This window comes from Bradyrhizobium sp. SZCCHNS1050, assembly GCF_032484785.1.
Lineage (GTDB): Bacteria > Pseudomonadota > Alphaproteobacteria > Rhizobiales > Xanthobacteraceae > Bradyrhizobium.
Map to the genome: position 1 here is coordinate 1703642 of NZ_JAUETR010000001.1, position 19625 is coordinate 1723266.

General features: G+C 66.7%; 17 protein-coding genes. 5 read left to right on the forward strand and 12 right to left on the reverse strand.

What is annotated here, in order from left to right; all coding sequences use genetic code 11:
- Positions 1 to 162 precede the first annotated feature (162 nt).
- Entirely contained in the window at positions 163 to 1131 is a 969-nt protein-coding gene (locus QX094_RS07825) for an ABC transporter permease (RefSeq protein ID WP_316186161.1), read from the reverse strand.
- Complete coding sequence (ftsE, locus tag QX094_RS07830; protein ID WP_006615648.1) at positions 1124 to 1783, reverse strand: cell division ATP-binding protein FtsE; 660 nt, start codon at positions 1781 to 1783, stop codon at positions 1124 to 1126. Before ftsE ends, QX094_RS07825 begins: the two co-directional genes overlap by 8 nt.
- Positions 1784 to 1997: 214 nt before the next feature.
- On the opposite strand from ftsE, the gene QX094_RS07835 reads away from it, so the two are divergent.
- Both QX094_RS07835 and QX094_RS07840 read left to right on the forward strand, forming a co-directional pair.
- Entirely contained in the window at positions 1998 to 2852 is an 855-nt protein-coding gene (locus QX094_RS07835) for an MJ0042-type zinc finger domain-containing protein (protein WP_316187402.1), read from the forward strand.
- Between the two features lie 54 nt (positions 2853 to 2906).
- On the forward strand, positions 2907 to 3287 hold the full coding sequence (locus tag QX094_RS07840) for a response regulator (protein WP_315718112.1): 381 nt from the start codon (positions 2907 to 2909) through the stop codon (positions 3285 to 3287).
- Positions 3288 to 3601: 314 nt separating this feature from the next.
- Here the strand turns inward: QX094_RS07840 and QX094_RS07845 are convergent, their stop codons facing one another.
- The 8 genes from QX094_RS07845 to QX094_RS07880 form a co-directional block, all read right to left on the reverse strand.
- On the reverse strand, positions 3602 to 4759 hold the full coding sequence (locus QX094_RS07845; RefSeq protein WP_315759740.1) for an IS481 family transposase: 1158 nt from the start codon (positions 4757 to 4759) through the stop codon (positions 3602 to 3604).
- 187 nt (positions 4760 to 4946) lie between these two features.
- Positions 4947 to 6116, reverse strand: a complete 1170-nt coding sequence (locus tag QX094_RS07850; RefSeq protein ID WP_315826641.1) for a mandelate racemase/muconate lactonizing enzyme family protein — start codon at positions 6114 to 6116, stop codon at positions 4947 to 4949.
- Between the two features lie 34 nt (positions 6117 to 6150).
- Complete coding sequence (locus QX094_RS07855; RefSeq protein ID WP_315718115.1) at positions 6151 to 6858, reverse strand: SDR family oxidoreductase; 708 nt, start codon at positions 6856 to 6858, stop codon at positions 6151 to 6153.
- A complete protein-coding gene (locus tag QX094_RS07860; RefSeq protein ID WP_315826640.1) occupies positions 6855 to 7925 on the reverse strand; it encodes an ABC transporter substrate-binding protein in 1071 nt (356 codons plus the stop codon). The genes QX094_RS07855 and QX094_RS07860 overlap by 4 nt, the downstream gene beginning before the upstream one ends.
- A 21-nt stretch (positions 7926 to 7946) precedes the next feature.
- A complete protein-coding gene (locus QX094_RS07865) occupies positions 7947 to 8786 on the reverse strand; it encodes an ABC transporter permease (RefSeq protein WP_315718117.1) in 840 nt (279 codons plus the stop codon).
- Positions 8779 to 9606, reverse strand: a complete 828-nt coding sequence (locus tag QX094_RS07870) for an ABC transporter ATP-binding protein (RefSeq protein WP_316187751.1) — start codon at positions 9604 to 9606, stop codon at positions 8779 to 8781. Before QX094_RS07870 ends, QX094_RS07865 begins: the two co-directional genes overlap by 8 nt.
- 72 nt (positions 9607 to 9678) lie before the next feature.
- Positions 9679 to 10623 carry a dihydrodipicolinate synthase family protein gene (locus QX094_RS07875; protein WP_315753839.1) on the reverse strand — a complete coding sequence of 315 codons (945 nt, stop codon included), beginning with the start codon at positions 10621 to 10623 and terminating at the stop codon, positions 9679 to 9681.
- Positions 10624 to 10651: 28 nt separating this feature from the next.
- Positions 10652 to 11467: an IclR family transcriptional regulator gene (locus tag QX094_RS07880; protein WP_315753841.1), complete on the reverse strand. Its 816-nt coding sequence runs from the start codon at positions 11465 to 11467 to the stop codon at positions 10652 to 10654.
- Between the two features lie 221 nt (positions 11468 to 11688).
- On the opposite strand from QX094_RS07880, the gene greA reads away from it, so the two are divergent.
- Together greA and QX094_RS07890 are read left to right on the forward strand one after the other, a co-directional pair.
- Entirely contained in the window at positions 11689 to 12171 is a 483-nt protein-coding gene (greA, locus tag QX094_RS07885) for a transcription elongation factor GreA (RefSeq protein ID WP_315753843.1), read from the forward strand.
- 29 nt (positions 12172 to 12200) lie between these two features.
- Positions 12201 to 12665, forward strand: a complete 465-nt coding sequence (locus tag QX094_RS07890; protein WP_316187752.1) for a metallophosphoesterase family protein — start codon at positions 12201 to 12203, stop codon at positions 12663 to 12665.
- Positions 12666 to 12720: 55 nt separating this feature from the next.
- Here QX094_RS07890 and QX094_RS07895 read toward each other — a convergent pair whose 3' ends face one another.
- On the reverse strand, positions 12721 to 15069 hold the full coding sequence (locus QX094_RS07895; RefSeq protein ID WP_316187753.1) for a phosphocholine-specific phospholipase C: 2349 nt from the start codon (positions 15067 to 15069) through the stop codon (positions 12721 to 12723).
- A gap of 225 nt (positions 15070 to 15294) precedes the next feature.
- Here QX094_RS07895 and QX094_RS07900 point away from each other — a divergent pair, with 225 nt between their 5' ends.
- Positions 15295 to 16125, forward strand: a complete 831-nt coding sequence (locus QX094_RS07900) for a MurR/RpiR family transcriptional regulator (protein WP_316187754.1) — start codon at positions 15295 to 15297, stop codon at positions 16123 to 16125.
- Positions 16126 to 16187: 62 nt separating this feature from the next.
- Here QX094_RS07900 and QX094_RS07905 read toward each other — a convergent pair whose 3' ends face one another.
- Positions 16188 to 18830 carry a TIGR02302 family protein gene (locus tag QX094_RS07905; RefSeq protein ID WP_316187755.1) on the reverse strand — a complete coding sequence of 881 codons (2643 nt, stop codon included), beginning with the start codon at positions 18828 to 18830 and terminating at the stop codon, positions 16188 to 16190.
- Positions 18831 to 19625 lie beyond the last annotated feature (795 nt).

Consider the following 19625-nt stretch of genomic DNA (forward strand, 5'->3'; position numbering starts at 1 on the left):
GGCCTCCCGATCACGTTCGCTCGCCGCCGATCCTGGCGCGCGACCTCCGCCGTGTTCGTGACCCAGCTCACCCCGTCCTGCCTCACCCCGGCGCAGACGATTTTAGGCGGTTTTCGGGCCAAGTGAAATCCGCAACGAGACGGCTGGGGATAGAAGCCGCCATCAGTCGATGCTCGCCAGGGTCGTGAACAGGGTCCGGCGTGCGGCCCAGCCGGTCACCGCGGCGATCACCACGGCCTGCAGCGCGATCGCGACATAGCCGAGCGGGCGCAGCGAGAATGTCCCCAGCAACGCCGCGAACTGATCGCCGACGGGAGTGCCGGAGAACCAGTTGGCGATCGACTCCGAGAACCCGAATCCGAGCATCGCAAGGCCGCCACCGATCACGCCCCCCTCCAGTCCGAGTTGCAAAAAGTGCCGCAGGAAGTGATTGGCGATGTAGCGGTCGCCGGCGCCGACGAAATGCAGCACCTCGACGATCGGCCGGTTCGCGGCCATCGCGCCGCGGGTCGCGAACGACACCGAGATGATGGTGGCCGCGATCACCAGCACCAGAATGCCGAAGCCTGCGAAAAGCGTCGCGCCTGTCATCGAGCGCATGCGCTCGATCCAGGCGCGGTGGTCGTCCACGCTGGCGGTCGGCGCAACCTGGGTCACGCGGCTGCGCAGCGCGTTGAGATCGAAGCTGGTGCCGGGCTGGACGCGCGCGATGATGACGCGCGGCACCGGAAGCTCGTCGAACGACAGGCCGCTGCCGAGCCACGGCTCCAGCAGCTTGCTGGATTCCTCCTTGGTGAACGGCCGGACCTCGACGATTCCGGACTGCGCCCGCATCGCCTCCGTCACCAGGGCAATGTCGCGCTCGATGTCCCGGCCGGTCTTGGGGCGAACCTGGACGGTGATCTCGCTCGACACCTCCGACTGCCATTCGGCCGCGGACTCGCTGACCAGTAGCACGCCGCCGGTCGTGATCGAGGCCAGGAAGGTCATGATCGCCACCACGGCGACCAGCGCGCGGCCGGCGATCGAGGCGCGCGGCACGATCGGCGACACGATGCGGGCCTGCGCCGGCAGTTGCGGACGGTCGTCGCCGAGATCGACCAGGAGGCCGCGATCGTCTACGCTACTCATAGATGTGCAATCGTCCCTGATGCAGCACCAGCCGGCGGGCCTCGTATTGGTCCATCAGCGTGATGTCATGGGTTGCGATGATGACCGCCGTCCCCGAGCGGTTCAATTCGATGAACAGCCGCAGCAGGCGGCGCCCGAGCGTCGGATCGACGTTGCCGGTCGGCTCGTCCGCGAGCAGCAGTTGCGGCCGCGAGATCACGGCGCGCGCGATCGCCGCGCGCTGCTTCTCACCACCCGACAGGATCGGCGGCAGCGCGTCCATGCGCTCGCCAAGGCCGACCCATTTCAGGAGGTCGATGACCTCCTTGCGGTAGCTCGATTCATCCCGCCCCATGACGCGAAACGGCAGCGCCACGTTCTCATAGGTCGTCATATGATCGAGCAGCCGGAAGTCCTGCAGCACGATGCCGATGCGCTTGCGCAGATCGGCGATCTCCTCCTTGCTGAGCAGCGAGATGTCGTAGCCGAACAGATTGACCAGGCCGCGGGTCGGCCGCAGCGATAGAAACAACAGCTTGAGCAGCGAGGTCTTGCCCGCGCCCGACGGGCCGGTGAGGAACTGGAAGGAATGGGCCGGAATCTGGAAACTGAGGTCGCGGAGGATCTCCGGCCCCAATCCATAGCGCAGCCCAACATTTTCGAACCGAACCAAAGCGTCAGCTCCGTTCGACCGCGTGCGCGGCAGACCCGCACGCTCCAAGCTCAGCGGTACGATGGCCCGATTGAGCGCCCGTTATGGTTTCCGGTTCGTTAACGGTCGCCGTGTACCATTCGCGCGATTGAGTTCCGAAGTTCGTCGACATGGCGGTCCTTGTAGCACGAACTGTCGGAAACAAAGCGGCAATGGCCGTTGGAGAACAGGCGCGATGTTCATCGTTTGCCCTCATTGTACGACATCTTATGCCATCGACGTGGCAACCCTGGGTATGGCTGGCCGCAGTGTACGCTGTTCCCGTTGCAAGGAGGTCTGGCTGGCGCGACCGGAGGATGCGGTCGAGGCGCCCGCCCCCATGCCTGCCATGGCGGAGGCCGGCGCGGCGGCCGCGCCCCGTGACGCGGCCGACGAGTGGGAAGCCCTCGCGCGCCAGGAAGACGACGACGAACGGACGCCCGACGTGGAAAGTCCGCCGCTGGCTGCCGGCTGGCCCGAGGATGCCCTCGCCGAGCCCGACGACGACACGGCCGATGCCGAGCAGCCGTTGCAGAGCGGGGCTTCGCGCCTCGCCGGTCTCCGCAAGCTCATCAGGCGCCCGACGTTGCCGGATTTCCCAGGCAACAAGGTGTTGAACCTGCCGGTGCTGACGGCCGCCATGGCGGCGCTCACAATTGCGCTGGTGGTGTGGCGCGCCGACGTCGTCAGGCTGCTGCCGCAGACGGCCTCGTTCTACAAGCTGGTCGGGCTCGAGGTGAACCTGCGCGGCCTGACCTTCAAGGACCTGAAGGTGGCGACCGAAACCGTCGACGGCAAGCCGGTGCTGGTGATCGAGGGGACGATCGTCAGCCTGACGAAGAAATCGGTCGACCTGCCGCGGCTGCGCTTCAGCGTCCGTGACGCGCAGGGCACCGAGATCTACGCCTGGAACACGCTGCTCGAGCAGACCGCGCTCAAGCCCGGCGAGCGCACGACGTTCAAGTCGCGGCTCGCCTCGCCCCCTCCCGAAGGCCGCAATATCGATATACGGTTCTTCAACCGGCGCGATCTCGCCGCCGGCAGTGCATGATGGTTCCGGTCTCGTGGGTCGCCCGCGGGGCCCACGAGACGGAGACGAAACGACATGTCGCGCGTGCTGATCGCCGACGACGAAGATTCGATGCGGACCTTGGTCGCGCGCGCCATTGCCATGGATGGACATGAGATCGTGACGGCGCAGGACGGTGCCGAGGCGCTCGACATCCTGACGCGCGAGGCCGGCGCCTTCGACCTGCTGCTGACCGACATCCAAATGCCCATCATGGACGGCATCGCGCTGGCGCTGTCGGCAGCACGCGATTTTCCCGACCTGACCATCCTGCTGATGACCGGCTTTGCCCATCAGCGCGAGCGGGCGTCGAATCTCAGCGCGATCGCTCACGACGTCATCACCAAGCCGTTCTCGATCGCCGACATCCGCACCGCGGTCGCCGACGCGCTGGCGTCAAAGGCTGCGAAGGCGTAGGGCGCCAACGATGATCCTCGACGTTGCTGCAGTCCGCGCTGTCATCCCTGCAAACGCAGGGATCCATAGCCACCGCCGCCGTTGAGGGACAAGACTGGTCCCACATCTCGCGCCATCACATCTCCCTGGGGGTATGGGTCCCGGGTCGGCGCCACGCCGTCGCTTCGCGCCATCGCGGCTTGCCCGGGACGACAGCGATGGGTGCGATGGAGCGCGGACGTGCCTGATGGGCTCGCGCCTGCGTAAAGGTCGCTGAAGGAACTGATCCTCTCTCTGCGTCATTGCGAGCGAAGTGTTCAGCCCGGAGACATAGCTTACACCTGTTCGGGGACATAGTTGACAGTTTTGGGGTCGCGCAGATCAATCGCTGCGATCTGATGTGCGGCAAAGAAAATTCCGAACTTTCCGTCGGCACTGAGTGGCCGGATAGCCAGCCGCTCACCTCGGAAGGCTTGCGGGACTTTCCAGAGCCGCCCCTCGAAACTGACGTAGGCCTTCGTGCTCGACACGGAACGGATGCTCTCACCCTCGTCGTATTCGACGATCGGAAGCCGGTCGGGCATCGCACGTTGGCTCGGTTGATAGCGGCTTGCCGGCACGTCGAAGTTCAAGGCCTCGTGCGGCCGGTCGAGATTGTAGACAGAGCGCCATCCGTCGAGTGCCCGCTGGACATCGGGAAGATCACGGTAGCGCCTGAAGGCAAACACCTCGGCCTTCAGACTACGGTGGAAGCGTTCGTTCTTGCCGCGGCTCTGAGGATGGTAGGGCCGGCTGTGGATCGTTCGAACGCCGAGCTTCAGAAGCCAGACCGTCAACGCGGTCCAGGGGTCTTCGAGGGTAAATCCCCAGGGGCCACCATTGTCGACGAACATCGCATCCGGCAGTCCATAACGGCGGAACGTCGTCTCCAAATGTCCTTTGACCGTAGAGCCGCGCTCGTTGTCACAAGCCGCCAGGCACAACGAGAAGCGGGAGTGATCGTCCAACGCTGTCAGCGGATGACAGGACACACCGTTCTCCAGCGCACTGTGCCCCTTGAAGTCCATCTGCCACAGCTGATTGGGCGCATCCTTCTCGAACCGCGTGTAGGGCTGTCCGGGCGTGCCTGCAGGCTCGACCACTCGATCGTAGCGGCGCAGGATGGTGTGCACGGTGGATATCGCCGGGACAGCTTGACCATCACGCTCAAGACACCGTGCGAGCTTGCGCGCGCCCCAGGCCGGGTGAGCATCGCGCAATGCGACGATCTGCTGCTCGGTCGCAGCCGCGGTGCGCTCCGGACTTCGATGAGGCCGCCGCGACCGATCCGCCAGCGCCGTGTCCCCAGCGTCATGCCGCTGGATCCATTTGTAGCCCGTCTGAGGGCTGATGCCGAACCGCCGACACAGCTCCCGCCGGTTCGCCCCTTCCTGCTTGGCAAGCATCACAAACTCTCGTCGCTGGTCCATGACAGACACCTCTCGCCACGGCATCGCTCGCCCCTCTGCTTGACGAATCGAGCCGATTTTGAAGTGTCAACCATCTCCCCGAACACCCGTCAGCTATGTCCCCGGGCTGAACAGCAGCGAAGCAATCCAGAATCCCTCTGCGGAGACCATCTGGATTGCTTCGCTGCGCTCGCAATGACGCTGGGGCGGCCGTCGGACGCCCCGCTCAGCTTCACGCGCTGAGCGCGCGCATCTCGGCATAGAGATCGGATTTGCCCTCGAAACCGATGCCGGGGAGGTCGGGCATCGTGATGTGGCCGTCGGTCACCTTCACGCCGTCGGGGAAGCCACCATAGGGCTGGAACAGGTCGGGATAGCTCTCATTGCCGCCGAGGCCGAGGCCGGCGGCAATGTTGAGGGACATCTGGTGACCGCCATGCGGGATGCAGCGCGACGGCGACCAGCCATAGATCCTGAGCACGTCGAGCGTGCGCAGATACTCGCACAGGCCGTAGGACAGCGCGCAGTCGAACTGCAACCAGTCGCGATCGGGGCGCATGCCGCCGTAGCGGATGAGGTTGCGCGCGTCCTGGTGGCTGAACAGGTTCTCGCCGGTCGCCATCGGGCCGGGATAGAAATCGGCCAGCGTCGCCTGCAGGTGATAGTCGAGCGGATCGCCCGCCTCCTCGTACCAGAACAGCGGATAGTCGCGCAGCATCTTGGCGTAGGCGATCGCAGTCTCCAGGTCGAAGCGGCCATTGGCGTCGACCGCGAGCTGATTGTTGGGGCCGATCTCCGCGAGCACGGCCTCGATGCGCTGGCGGTCCTCGTCGATCGGCGCGCCGCCGATCTTCATCTTCACGACAGTGTAGCCACGCTCGAGATAGCCGCGCATCTCGCGGCGCAGCGCCGAGAGATCCTTGCCGGGATAGTAGTAGCCGCCGGCAGCGTAGACGAAGACGCGCGGTTCGGCCTTGCGGCCGTGCCGCTCCGCGAGCAGACGGAACAGCGGCTTGTCGGCGATCTTGGCGACCGCATCCCAGATCGCCATGTCCAACGTGCCGACCGCGACCGAGCGCTCGCCGTGGCCGCCGGGCTTCTCGTTGATCATCATCGCCGCCCAGGCCTTGTCCGGGTCGATGTTGTCCTTGCTGGCATCGAGCAACGATGTCGGGTCAGCTTCCACGAGGCGCGCGCGAAAGCGCTCGCGGATCAAGCCGCCCTGGCCGTAGCGGCCGTTGGAGTTGAAGCCGTAGCCGACCACGGGCCGGCCATTGCGCTCGACATTGGTGATGACCGCGACCAGGCTCGACGTCATCTTGGTGAAGTCGATATAGGCATTGCGGATCGGCGACGAGATCGGCTTCGTCACCTCGCGGACGTCGACGATACGAACGGTCATGGTCATTCTCCTGGTCGGGGTCGCACGCGCCGTTTCAGAGCGAGGCGCCTGCGCAGATGGTGATGGTCTGGCCGGTGATGGCGCCCGCTTCCGGCAACAGCAGGAAGGCGGTGAGCGCAGCCACCTCGACCGGATCGACGTAGCGCCCCATCGGCGGCAGCACCGGGGCGATGCCGGCGCGGCTGGGATCGCGCAGAAACGGCGTGTCGGTCGCAGCCGGTGCGACGACGTTGACGGTGATCAGGCGCGGCGCCAGCTCGATCGCCCAGGAGCGCGCGAGGCCGGTGAGTGCCGCCTTGGTCGCGGCGTATTGGCTGCGGCCGGCCGCGCCATTGGCGGTGCGGCTGCCGATCAGCACGATGCGCCCGCCTTCGCGCAGGCGCGGCGCCAGCGCATTGGCCAGCGCCTCCGCGGCGCCGACATGGACGCGCCACATCCCTTCGCTGCTCTCGGCCTGCAACTCGCCGAGACGGCCGACACGCATGTAGCCGGCGGCGTGGACCAGCGCGGTCACGGCGCCGACGTCAGCAAGGCGCGCGATCAGCGTCTGCGGTTCGGCGAGATCGGCCTCGAAGCCACCGAAGTGTTCGTGCGACAGCACCGAGGCCGCGCGGTCGATGCCGGTCACGCGCCAGCCGTCCGCCAGCAGACGCTCGGCGATGGCGCGGCCGATGCCCGAGCTGGTTCCGGTCACCACCGCATGGCGAAGGCCCGAGCTGCTGTCGTGGTCCTGTGCCGTCATCCCTTGTACGCAGCCGCCTCGGCCTTGACCTTCACCGCATCGAAATTGTTGATCTTGTCGATCAGCTCATTGGTGTAGAGCGCAGCATAGTCCTTGATGTCCAGCCCGTTCATCGCGGCCTCGGTGCGGAACTCTTGCTCGTTGATCCCGCCCATCTTCGTATCGGCATAAGGCGGCGCGTAGAGCTTGATGCGGCGGCTGATCGACTGCAGCACGGCCTTGACCGCCGCGTCCTCGCTGGCACCGCGCGGCGCCGTCTCCGGGTACATCTTGAGAAAGGCCCTGGCGCCGGCGGTCGGATTGGCGAGCAGGAATTGCGACGCCTTGCACACCGAGCGGCCAAAGCCGACCAGGAGATCCCTGTCCTTCTCGAACGTCTGCGGCATCGCCATCAGGAACTGGCCGCCGACCATCGGGATCGTGGTCGGACGCGGCAGATAGGCCAGCTCGATGCCGGCCGCCTCGATCTGGCCGAAGCCAGTATCGAAATAAGCGAGCGCATCGATCACGCCGCGCTGCAGGGCGACGCCCGCCGGCGTGCCGTTGCCGACCGCGACCCAGCTCACATCCTTCTCGGGATCCAGGCCCAGCGCCTTCAGCACGTTCTTGGTGACGGGATATTCGGTGGCACCGAAGTCGGACACGCCGATCTTCTTGCCTTTGAGGTCCGTGTAGCTCTTGAGCCCCGAGCCGGGCGGGACGGCGATGTCCCATTTGTACGGATAGGTATATTGATAGAACAGTTTGGCGCCACTCCATTCGCCCTTGGCGAGCAGCGGCAGCGCTGTCGACGGCACGCCGACGCCGACGAAGACGGAGCCCCGGTCAGTCGCGACCTGGACGTTGGCATTGGTGCCGAGCGCCTGGACGTCGAGCGAGAACCCTTCCTGCGCGTTGTAGCCGAGCGCCTCGCCGATCACGCAATTGATGATAGTGGCGTTGAGCGCCTTGAGCCCGACGCCGAAGCGAAGCTTCTTCGCGTCCGCCGCCATCAGGCCGGCCGGCGCGCCGCTCATCAGCAGCGCCGCGCCGGCACTGCTCTTCAGGAATGACCTGCGCGAAACCATCCTTCGTTCCTCCCTGTGGTCCTATTTTTTCCGGTTGGCGCCCCAGTGCACGACCTTGGCCTCGCACCAGCGCACGATCCCATGCAGCACGATGCCGAGCACGCCGAGAATGATCAGCGCGGCGAACACGCCGGCGACGTCCGACACCGCCTGCGCCTGCGTGATGACGACCCCCATGCCACGCTGGGCGCCGAGGAATTCGGCCACGATCGCGCCGAGCAGTGCATAGACCACCGCCATGTCGAGGCCCGCGAAAATGAAGGGCGCGGCGTTGGGCAGCTTGACGATGCGGTAGGTCTCGAAGCGCGAGGCCGACAGCGAGCGCATCAGGTCGATACGCTCGGGCTCGACGGCGCGCAGCCCCGTGAAGCTGTTGATCAGCACCGGGAAGAACGACAGCAGCGCCGAGATCGCGACCTTCGAGCCGTCACCGAAGCCGAACCAGATCACGATCAGCGGCGCGATCGCCACCTTGGGCAGGCTCTGCAGCGCGAACGCATAGGGCATCACCAGGCGCTCGATGGCTTCGACCTCGGCCATCAAGGAGCCGATGACGAGGCCGAGCCCGACGCCGATGGCGCAGCCGGCGGCGGCGTTGCTCAGCGTGCTCCACAGCGGCAGGTAATAGCCGAGCGGGCTGGCCGGGCTGACCGCGAGCCCGGACCACAACGCACGAACGACCGCTTCGGGCTTCGGCAGAATGTAGGACGGGATGTTCAGCAGGTTGACCGCGGCGATCCAGCTCAGGATCAGCACCGCGAGGCCGATCCAGGCGATCGGCGAGCCCAGGCTGACGCGGCGCCGGGGGCTTGCGGGCTTCTGCGACAGGGCTGAAACGGCGACGTTGGCGAGATCAGTCATGGCCGTGCTCCTGTGCATTGAGCAGCCCGCGAACTTCCCTGGCAAGCCGCGCATAGTCCGGATGCAGCACGATGTCGTCGAAGCTGCGCTGCCGCGGGATCGGCACGTGGAGATCGGCAAGGATGCGGCCGGGACGCGCCGACATCACGATGACGCGGTCGGCCAGGAAGATGGCTTCCGAGATCGAGTGCGTAATCAGCAGGACGGTCTTGCGGTTCTCCTGCCAGATTCGCTGCAGCTCGAGGTTCAGCCGCTCGCGCGTCAGTGCGTCGAGCGCGCCGAACGGCTCGTCCATCAGCAGGATCTCGGGATCGCGCGCCAGCGCGCGGCAGATCCCGGCGCGCTGCTGCATGCCGCCGGACAGCTCATAGGGATATTTGTCGCCGAAATCGCCGAGACCGGTAACGGCGAGCAGCTGCTCGATGCGATCGCCGGCCGGCGCATGTTTGCCGCCGACGCGCAAGGGCAGCCCGACATTGTCGCGCACCGTCATCCACGGCAGCAAGTTGGCCGCCTGGAACACGACGCCGACCTTGCGCGAGGGACCGGCGACGGCCTCGCCATCGAGCAGCAGCCGGCCGTCGCTGTAACTATCAAGCCCCGCGAGCAGACGCAGCAAGGTGCTCTTGCCGCAGCCGGAGGGACCGACGACACAGACGAACTCGCCCGGCTTGATATCCAGCGAGATCCGGCTCAGCGCATGGACCGCCGCGCCGGAGGCCGAGACGTAGGTCTTCGACAGTTGATCGATCGCAATGAGCACAGCCTCGGGCGCAGCCGCAGCGCGCCGGGGTGCATCGTCGACATCCATCGTCAGCATCAGCGTCCACCCGGTGTCTTTTTGTTGTGATCACGGGGCGACGGCCGGCACCGGCCGTCGCCTCTCGCAAGCTCAGGCCGCAGCCTTCGCCGTCAGCCCGGCCGCGGCCACCGCGGCGCGGATCGCGGCCATCTCCTCGGCGCTCGGCGCATGCGTCGGCGGCCGCACGGTGGCATCGCGGATCACGCCGGCGACCTGCATCGCCGCCTTCATGCGGCCATGCGCCTCCCCGGTCGGCTCGCCGCCGCCATACACCGCGTCCTTGAGCGGATCGATCATGGCCTGCAGCTTCATCGCAAGCTTGAGGTCACCGGCGGTGACGGCAGCGAACAGATCGTAGATCAGATCCGGAATCAGCGAGGCGAAGCCGACCAGCGCACCATCGACGCCCTGCACCATCGAGGCCAGCAGATATTCGTCATGACAGGTCAGCAGCGCCTTGTGCGGCGCCGCGGCGCGGATCGCCTTGAGGTCGCGGGCGTATTTGTTCATCTCGCGGGTGCCGATCTTGAACGCCTGCACGTGGTCGAGGCGGGCGAGCTCGGCGAGCAGCTCCGAGGAGAACGAGGCGCGGGTCCAGGCGGGATAGACATGCACGATCAGCGGCAGCCTGGTGGCTTCGCCGATGGCGCTGAAATAATCCAGGCAGTGCTCGCGCTTGAAGCCGAAGCGCAGCCAGTGATGGGGCGGCATGATGTCGAGAGCAGTCGCGCCCGCTTCCTTCGCCATCAGCGCATGCTCGATGCCGTCCTTGATGCCTTCGCACACGACGGAGGAGATGGTCGGGCAGATGCCGGTGAGCGCCTTGGCGACGATGCGCGTCACCTCCGCGCGCTCCTTCGCCGTGAGGCTGAACACCTCGCCGGTGTGGCCATTGGTCATGATGCCGACGATGCCGCGTCGTTTGCTGAGCCACGCCGCATAGCGCGTCAGCTCGGCCTCGTCGATCGAATGGTCGGCGTTGAAGGGGACGGCGATCGCCGGGATGATCCCCTTGAAATTGGTCATGACGCTCATGCTTGCTCCTGTTTCGTCACATCGACGTTCATCGTTTCGCGACCGTCGCAGTCGCCCCGCCCATGGCCTCCAGAGCCCGGGACAGCTGGGCTGCCGCTCTGAGCAGCGGCGCCACGCCAAGCCGCTCGAAGTCGTCCGCGGTGATGCGCATGGTGGGCGCAGCGATACTGATCGCCGCGAGCGGAATGCCGTCGCGGTCGATGACGGGCGCGGCGAGCACGCACAGCCCCGGCGCATTTTCCTGATTTGACAGCGCGTAGCCGGCAGCCTTCACTTCGCACAGGCGCTGCAGCAGCGCGTCGAGATCGGTGATCGTGGTTTCGGTGCGCTTGATGCGCGGCTGCGCCTCGAGCACCTCGATCTGCGTCTCGACCGGCAGCAATGACAGGATCGCCTGGCCGACGGCGGTCGAATAGACCGGCGCGCGGCTGCCGATGCGGACGTCGACGCCGAGCCGGACGAGGCCCGCCTGGATGCGCTCGACATAGACGATGTCGCTGCCGTCGAGCACCGCGAGCGAGGCAGCCTCGTTCATCTCGCCGACCAGGCTGCGCAGGATCGGGCGCGCCTGTGTGCGTAGCTCCGAGCGCGCGATCGCGTTGAAGCCCAGATCGAGGCATTTCAGCGTCAGGCGGAAGCGCCTGGAGTCGCCGACCTTCTCGACATAGCCGAGCATCACGAGCGTGTTGAGCAGGCGGAACGTGGTGCCCTTGTCGAGCGCCGCGCGGCGCGCAACGTCGGCGAGCACCAGCTCGGGCTCCTCGCTGGTGAAGGCATTGAGCACCTGAAAGCCCTTGGCCAGCGACTGCACGACGCTTTTGCCAGCCTTGCTGTCCTCGTCCACGTGGAGGCTCCGACGTTTCCTGCTTGACGCCGGCCTTGACGACCGGCATTCGGATTGACTAAGGTTCGGATTGCGAACTATAGTTCGTATATTAGAATGCGCGTAGCCGCTGCTGTCAAGCGCGCTCGCGCGCGGCATGCGACACGGCTTGAAATCCGCGCAGCCGGCATGATCTCTCCCTGAGGGCCGCGACATCTCGCGGCCCTTTTCAGGAGTCCGGCGTGAGCGTCGCATTCACCAAGGAAGAGAGCGCCGAGACGGCGGCCGAAACGCAACTGCCCGACCGGCCGGTCTCGCCGCATCCGAACCTCGTGACCGCGGCCGGACTCAAGGCGCTCGAGGAGCAGTTGCGCGAAGCGCAGGCGGCGTTTGAGGCGGCCCAGGGAATCGAGGACGTCAACGAGCGGCGACGGGAGTCGGCGCTGCCGCTGCGCGACGCGCGCTACTTTGCAGCGCGGGTGCGGACCGCGCAGGTGATGCCGGCGCCGACATCGACGGAGCAGATCGCGTTCGGCAGCACGGTGACGTTCAAGCGCGGCGACGGCCGCGTCCAGACCTACACCATCGTCGGCGAGGACGAGGCCGATCCGAAGCGCGGCATGATCTCCTATGTCTCCCCTGTGGCTCGCCTGCTGATGGGCAAATCGGCCGGCGACATGGTCGAGGTCACCGGACAAGAGCTGGAGATTCTCACGATCGCCTGAGGCGATGCCCATCACGCCGGCAGGAAACGATGCTCAAAGTTGGAATCATCTCCGACACTCATGGGCTGCTGCGGCCGGAGGCAGTGCGATGTCTGTCGGGCGTCCACCACATCATCCACGCCGGCGATATCGGCCGGCACGAGATCGTCGAGCGGCTTCGCCTGATCGCGCCGGTGACTGCGATCCGCGGCAACATCGATACGGCAGATTGGGCGAATGCATATCCTGCGACCGAGACCGTCAGGCTCGGCACGCGTGCCGTCCATGTCGTGCACGACGTCCACGACCTCGCGATCGACCCTGCAACGGCGGGTATCGACATCGTCGTGTCCGGTCATTCGCATCGCGCAGGCGTCGAGACACACAACGGCGTGCTCTACCTGAATCCGGGCAGCGCAGGGCCGCGCCGCTTCAAGCTGCCGATCACCCTGGCGACGCTGAACATCTCCTCGGGCCAACTGTCACCCGCGATCCACGATCTCGGCAGCGCCTGACGCAAAGCGAAAGGGCGCCCATGGGCGCCCTCCGCAAATCTCGTGGATGCATCGATCAGAAGCGGTCGGCCAGCGCCATCCCGGGATCGCTGAACGAGGGACGGCCGGTCTCGATATGTCCGGCGACGCGCCGGTAGAAGCTGTCGTCGGTGTCGCTGGTGACGACGAAGTCGTACCACAGGCCGGATTTGCGCAAATGCCAGTAGAGCTCGCCGTGGCGGCCGGGCGCAGACACCTTGACGGTCCACGACGTCGATGGGCCGCCATGGCTCGGTCCGGGGAAGAAGGTCGGTGCGCCAAAGCCGAAGCCGGGAGCATCGAAGTCGGGCGCGGACCGGAAGCCCGGCACCACGCCAAAACCCACCGGATGGAAGCCCGGGCGCGGACCGAAGCCGGGACATTGCGGCTCCAGCGCGGCCGAGACCGAGGCGGTGACGGCCTGCAACGGGCCATAGATCTCGTTGGACTTCACCGTGAAGCTCACGCGGGCATGGCCGTCGTTGCGCAGCTGCATGTGCAGGCCGCCCTCGAAGACGTTGTAGCCGACGAAGATCTCCGGGTTGGCGGCATTCGACAACCTGACCTTGTCGAGGTCGCCCTTGAAATGACGATGGAAGCCGTTCGGGCCGAGCACCCAGAGATCATACAGGCCATCGCTGCCGACGCTCCATTCATCGTCGATCATCTTGCCGGCCTCGACGGTGTATCGGCGCGGAATGAGATCGAGATGCTGCTTGTCGTAGACGTGGAACACCGCGCCGGCAAAGCCGGTGTTGGCGAACAGCAGTTTCACCTTGCCCGCGGCGGCGTCGACCTTTGCGGTGGCGTGCAGGATATAGGGCAGCGGACGCGAATAGCGCGCGCCGCTCTCCTGAAAAAGCGGCTGCGGTGTCGCGGGCGCAACCGGCGCCGGCAAGGTCTTTTGGTGCGCGTCCGAGGCCTGCCAGTTGCTCTGATCGGGCAGCTCCGGGAAGCGCGGATCGTTCGGGCTGGCGAAGTCGAACGCCGAGGTGAGATCGCCGGAGACGGCGCGGTGCCAGGGGCTGATGGCGTCGACCTTGATCGCAAAGCGCTTCTCGAGGAAGCGACCGATCGAGGTGTGGTCGAACACCTGCGAGTTGACCCAGCCGCCCTTGCTCCAAGGTGAAACGACGTACATCGGCACCCGCGCGGAGAGGCCCCAGGGACGGATGTTGCCGCTGATGGTGTCGGTCGCAGTCAGCACGTTGCCGACGGTGTTGGAGAAATACTCGCCGTCGAGCGGCAAGGTCGCCTTGCCCATCAGCTTGCCGTTGATGTCGTAGGACGGCACCGCGGGCGCCGGCAGATGATCGAAGAAGCCGTCATTCTCGTCGAAGGTCAGGAAGAAGACGGTCTGGCTCCAGACCTCGGGATTGGCGGTCAGGGCTTCCAGCACCTGGTCGGTGAAATTGCCGGCGCGGGTCGGGCTGCCGCCGCCGGGATGCTCGGAGTTGGCCTGCGTCGGCAGGATCCACGACACCTGCGGCAAGGTGCCGGCCATCACGTCGGCCTTCAGCCGGTCGAGATAATCCGGACCGCCGGTCAGGCCGTGCACGTAGTTCGGATCGTTCGGCTGCGCATGACGGAAGCTGGAGAACGCCAGGCAGCCGTGCATCGCGCCGGTCCAGTTGTCGTTCATGTCCTGATAGATGTGCCAGCTGACGCCGGCCTTGTTCAGCAGATCGGGCAGCGTGTCCCAGGCGAAGTCGCTGCCGACATATTTGTAGGTCGCCTGTGGCTGCGGCTGGCCGGCGACCCAATTGTGCGGGTTCGGCCAGCAGCGCAGGTTGTTGGGCTCGGAGTCGTTGGTGGTGGAGTTGATGCCCTGCGCGCGCAGCGCCGGATTGAAGTTGGAGCCCGACCAGAACACGATGCGGTTGGGATCGGTGCCGGTGGTGATCGAGGCGTGGTAGGCGTCGCAGATCGTGAACGCCTCGGCGAGCGCGAACTGGAACGGAATGTCGTCGCGGCCGAAATAGCCCATCGCATAGGGCGTCTTGTACTTCGCCCAATAGCCCATCTTGCCCTGATTCCAGGCCGCCTGGCTGTCGCCGAAGGAGTGCGGCGTGCCGTAGCCGACCAGCGCGTTGGAGGTCGTGGAGTCGCGGTGATAGGGCGGAATCTCGCGGCTGCCGTCGGACTGGAACCAGACCGGCTTGCCGCTCTCCAGCGGGATCGGGAAGCGATCGCCGAAGCCACGCACGCCGCGCAGCGTGCCGAAGTAGTGATCGAAGGAGCGGTTCTCCTGCATCAGGATGACGATGTGCTTGACGTCCTGAATGGTGCCGGTCCGGCGCCGTGCCGGAATGGCCAGCGCCTGGCGGATGCTGGCGAAGGCAGCCGCCGCCGTGGCGCCTGCCAAGAAATCGCGACGTGTTGTCATGCTGATACGACCTTTTGAAATCTTGAAGAACGTATTCAGGGTTGGCGGGGCGAGCCCGACCTGCTCCTGCGAACGTCCCTGGCGTATCAGCGCGACTTGACAGCGCTGTGAAATTTTTATTTACGAAGTGAATCTGAATGAGATTTTCTCAGCATCGGGCACAGCGTATCGGGGCACAGCGTGACGGGATCGACCTTTCGTTCTGGGCCGGGCGTGAACGGCATCTTGTTTCGTATTCGGGAGCTGCAGAACGAGCTGCCGCCAAAAGCGCGGCAGATCGCGGAGCTGGTCATCGCCCGGCCGGAGCCGTTCATCCACATGTCGATCACCGAGGTCGCGGAAGCCTGCGGCGTGAGCGAGGGGACGATCGTGTCGTTCTGCCGGCGGGTCGGGGTGCGGGGCTTCCAGGAGCTCAAGATCATGCTGGCGCGGGACCTGATCGAGCCGGTCCGGCTGATCCAGGAGGACCTGCATCGCGGCGATGATCCGGCGACGGTGACGGACCACATCTTCGTGGCGCATGCCGCCTCGCTGCAGGAGACGCGGCGGCTGCTGTCGATGGACGCGCTGGCGCAGGCGGCGAAGCTGCTGCGCGCGGCGCGGCGCGTCGAGATCTACGGCATCGGGAGCTCGGCGCCGATTGCGCAGGACCTGTCGTACCGGCTGCTGCAGCTCGGGCTGGCGGCCAATGCGATCGTCGATTCGCATGTTCAGGCGGTCAGCGCCGGGATGGCCGGCCCCGATGTCGCGACCGTCACCGTGTCGCATTCGGGCAGCACGGTCGAGACCGTGCTGGCGACGCGGCTGGCGCAGGCCGCGGGTGCGCGCACCATCGGCATCACCCGGCTCGGCAAGTCGCCGCTGGCGGCGCATTGCGAGGTGCTGCTCTACACCGTCGCCAACGAGACGCGCTATCGCCCGGAGGCGATGAGCAGCCGTGTCGCGCAGCTCGCGATCATCGACACGCTGGTCAGCTGCTGCGCGCTGACCGACACCGAGCGCTCCGTCGACCGGCTGCAGCACGCGGCGCGCATCCTGTCCGAGAAGCGCTACTGAACTGCGCGGCCTCCGGTCAAAACGGTGAGCCACGGGGATGATCTCCCGTGGCCGATCCATCCTCAATAGTCCTTCAGCAGCCGCTCGATGTAGTCGAGCTCGAGCTGCGGCCGCGACTGATCGCCGAGCCGGCGGCGCAGCTCCTCGAGGATGCGGCGGACGCGCTGCACGTCGATCTCGCCGGGAATCTTCTGCGAGAAATCGTCGATGTCGCGCCCCGGATGCATCGGACGTCCGAGCGGATCGGTCTGCTGCGCGCCCTGCTGGCGGCCGGCGCGCTGGCCGGGGCCGTCGCCGGGCTGGTCGCCGTCGCCCTGCTGCATCGCCTCGGCGAGGCTCTGTGCGCCCTTGCGCAGCGCGTCCAGCGCCTTGCCCTGCGATTCCACGGCGCCGTCGGCATTGTTGTCGCCGAGCTGACTGCCGGCATCGCCCATCGCGCTGTCGGCGTCGTCGAGCCCGTCGCCGGAATCGCCCTGGTCGCCTTGATCCCCCTGCTCGCCTTGCTGGCCGGGCTGCCCCTTCTGGCCTTTCTGACCCTTCTGTCCCTTTTCGCCCTGCTGGCCCATGCCACGCTTGGCGAGCTGGTCCTGCAACTGCTTCAGGCGGTCGCGCAGCGCCTGCTGGTCCTGCTGCAGGTCGCCCATGCCCTGGTCCTGGTCGCCCTGCTGCTTGTTGCGGTTGCGGCGCGAATCCTGGCCCTGCTTGAAGGTCTTGTCGCGGAGCTGCTGCTGCTTGCGGATCATGTCGCCGAGCTCGTTGAGCGCCTGCTCCATGTCGTTGTCGCCGCCCTGGTTGGGCTGCGCCATCTGCAGGTTCTCCAGCATCTGCTGCAACTGCTCGAGCAGCTCGCGCGCGCCCTCCTTGTCGCCCTGCCGCGACAGCCGCTCCATGCGGTCGATCATGTTCTGCAGGTCCTGCTGGCGCAGGATCTTGGTGTTCTGATCGAGCGGCCGCTGCGCCATCTGCGGGTTGTTGCGCAATTGCTCGGCGAGCTGGCGCATGTAGTTGTCCATCGCCTTGCGCAGGTCCTCGGCGAGCTTCTTGATCTCCTCGTCGCTGGCGCCGCGCTCCAACGCCTGCTTCAGTGCGTCCTGGGCCGCGCGCAGCGCCTTGTCGACGTCGGAGATGTTGCCGTCCTCGATGGTGACCGCGAGCGCCCACAGGCTCGCCACGACCTCGCGCAGCGCATCGTCGGTGCGCGCGGCCTCGAGCTGGCGCGTCACCGAGCGCAGGCCGAGATACTGGCCGAGTTCGGGCGTGAACAGCTCCGGCGCGATCGCCAGCGCATCGAGCGCGGTGAACACGTCGGCATTGCGGTTGCCGTCGAGCGCGAGGATGCGCCGCTGCTCGATCAGCGCCCGCGCCAGCGGCTTGGTGAACAGCCGCTCCGGCAGCCTGGTCTCGAACGGCTCGCTGGTGCCCTCGTTGCCGGCCTCGTCCTTGGCCGTCAGCGTGAGCGTGACGTCGGCGCCGGCGTACGGGTCCTCGCTGAGATCCTTGACGGTCTGGCCGACGCCGTTGCGGGTGCGCGCGTTCGGCAGCACCAGCGGAAACTCCGGCGGCTGGAACAGCGGCCGTGCGGCGGGCGCGTCAGCCGTCTTGCTTTCGTTGCTTTCGGCAGCCTTGCTTTCGACGGGCCGCGCAGCGACCTTGGCGCGGGCTTCGGTGACGCCGTAATCATCCTCGAGCTTGTAGGACAGCTTCAGCGAGCCACGCGCCTGCCGCTCCGGGTCCTTGGCCATGCTGATGACCGGCGGCTTGTCCGGCGTCGCCGCGAACACCCATTGCGGCTGCCCTGCGGGCGCGCGGACGTGAACGGTGCCGTCGGTCTTGATCGTGTAGTGCTTCTCGGTGGTGCCCTTCGGCGCGGCCTCGCCGACCGCGACCTCGCCGGGCGCCGCCTCGGCGACGCCGCCTGACGTGATGATGTCGAGATTGCCGCCGCTGGAACGCACGATCAGCGTCGAGCCCTGGGGCACCACGATCGGGCCGCTCGACGGCACGGCGCCTTCCTTGTTGGCGGCGGACAGGATGATCGGCGGCTTCGCCGTGTAGAGCGGCGGCTTGACCCAGGCATCGACCCGGACCGTGACCGGCGTCAGCACGCCGTTCCAGTCGAACGCCGAGGCCACGCGCAGTGCCCGCTCGTCGCCGGCCGCGATAGAGGTCGCGACCAAGAGCACGATCACCAGCGCGCGCACCGCCCAGGGGTCGTGCAGCGACAGCCGCGGCCGCGGCGTGCCGGCGCGGATGCGCTTGATCGAGGCCAAGGTGCGCTCGCGCTGCGCCTGCCACAGCGCGTGCGCGATCGGATCCTTGGTGGTCAGCGTGTCGGTGAGCGCGGTGGCGGGGCGATGGGCGATGCCCGAGCCGCGATCGAGCCGCGCCAGGCCCTCGTCGCGGGTCGGCCAGCGATATCTCAGCATCGGCACGGCGGCGCCGAGCAGGAGCAGCAGAAACAACCCGACGCCGATCATGCGGACCGCGAACGGCAGGCCGAGCCAGAGGCCGGCCCAGGAGACGATCAGGAACAGACCGACCACCGTGAGCAGCCGGGCGAGATGCGGCCAGCCGCGCTCCCAGGCGATGGCGAGACGCGCCCGCTTCAGCGCCTGCGCCAGCTTGAGCCGCGCCAAGCCATCATGCGTCAGGCCATCGGGCGTGCTGCTTGCCGGCCCGGCCGGCTCGGGGGTGATGCCGCTCAACAATCTCTCCAGGTTGCCCGGATGTTCACCCTAGCACAAAGGCAGTCGTGAGGCACCCGCTCTGCGCGGACTTTCCCGGCGCCGGCCGCCGTTCACACGGGAGTGTGACCGGCCGGGTTCCCGGGGAGTTACGGGGCGCCCCGATGACAGCAGGGCGCCCGGTGACGACGGAGGGTGATCCACGCCGCACACCCTAACTCCGTCATTGCGAGCGCAGCGACGTGTCCGCCGAAGCCCTTCGGGCGAAGGCGGAAGCAATCCAGGGGCTGCGGGCGTGACTCTGAATTGCTTCGTCGCTGCGCTCCTCGCAATGACGTCGTGGCGAACGTCACGATGCACATGATCAAACACTCCGCGGAGGAAATCATTAGCAAAACGAGCACCATCGTTCTCGCGACGCATTCGGCGCCCGAGTGATACCCGCCATCTCACCCTCTCGAGAAGCGAGGGCGCAGGGAAGACCGGGCGCCGGCCGGCGCCCATGGTCCGCGTGCAGCAAAAAAGCACGCGGCAGAACCACAGGCTCAGCCGAGATCACCCGGCCTTCCCTGCGCGATGGTGTTACGACTTATACGCGCTCTTCCCGGGGACCGGCTTGTTGGCCCCGTCGCGGACGACACGTCATCGCCCACTTGGCATCAGCACCGGGATGCCAGAACCACGCGACTTCCTCGTCGCACCGGGATCGTTCGTCCGCGCGAGCAAGCCCACGCTGCGTCCCAATGCGCCCACCGCATCCCGCACCCGACGTCCGTGACGATCGCGAAGCGCCCCCTCAGCGGGACGGGATGCCGG

Bases quoted from the DNA above. Each gene is read 5' to 3' on its own strand.
- QX094_RS07825 (WP_316186161.1), bottom strand. From the start codon at position 1,131: ATGAGTAGCGTAGACGATCGCGGCCTCCTGGTCGATCTCGGCGACGAC.
- QX094_RS07835 (WP_316187402.1), top strand. From the start codon at position 1,998: ATGTTCATCGTTTGCCCTCATTGTACGACATCTTATGCCATCGACGTG.
- QX094_RS07840 (WP_315718112.1), top strand. From the start codon at position 2,907: ATGTCGCGCGTGCTGATCGCCGACGACGAAGATTCGATGCGGACCTTG.
- QX094_RS07845 (WP_315759740.1), bottom strand. From the start codon at position 4,759: ATGCCGTGGCGAGAGGTGTCTGTCATGGACCAGCGACGAGAGTTTGTG.
- QX094_RS07850 (WP_315826641.1), bottom strand. From the start codon at position 6,116: ATGACCGTTCGTATCGTCGACGTCCGCGAGGTGACGAAGCCGATCTCG.
- QX094_RS07855 (WP_315718115.1), bottom strand. From the start codon at position 6,858: ATGACGGCACAGGACCACGACAGCAGCTCGGGCCTTCGCCATGCGGTG.
- QX094_RS07860 (WP_315826640.1), bottom strand. From the start codon at position 7,925: ATGGTTTCGCGCAGGTCATTCCTGAAGAGCAGTGCCGGCGCGGCGCTG.
- QX094_RS07865 (WP_315718117.1), bottom strand. From the start codon at position 8,786: ATGACTGATCTCGCCAACGTCGCCGTTTCAGCCCTGTCGCAGAAGCCC.
- QX094_RS07870 (WP_316187751.1), bottom strand. From the start codon at position 9,606: ATGCTGACGATGGATGTCGACGATGCACCCCGGCGCGCTGCGGCTGCG.
- QX094_RS07875 (WP_315753839.1), bottom strand. From the start codon at position 10,623: ATGAGCGTCATGACCAATTTCAAGGGGATCATCCCGGCGATCGCCGTC.
- QX094_RS07890 (WP_316187752.1), top strand. From the start codon at position 12,201: ATGCTCAAAGTTGGAATCATCTCCGACACTCATGGGCTGCTGCGGCCG.
- QX094_RS07895 (WP_316187753.1), bottom strand. From the start codon at position 15,069: ATGACAACACGTCGCGATTTCTTGGCAGGCGCCACGGCGGCGGCTGCC.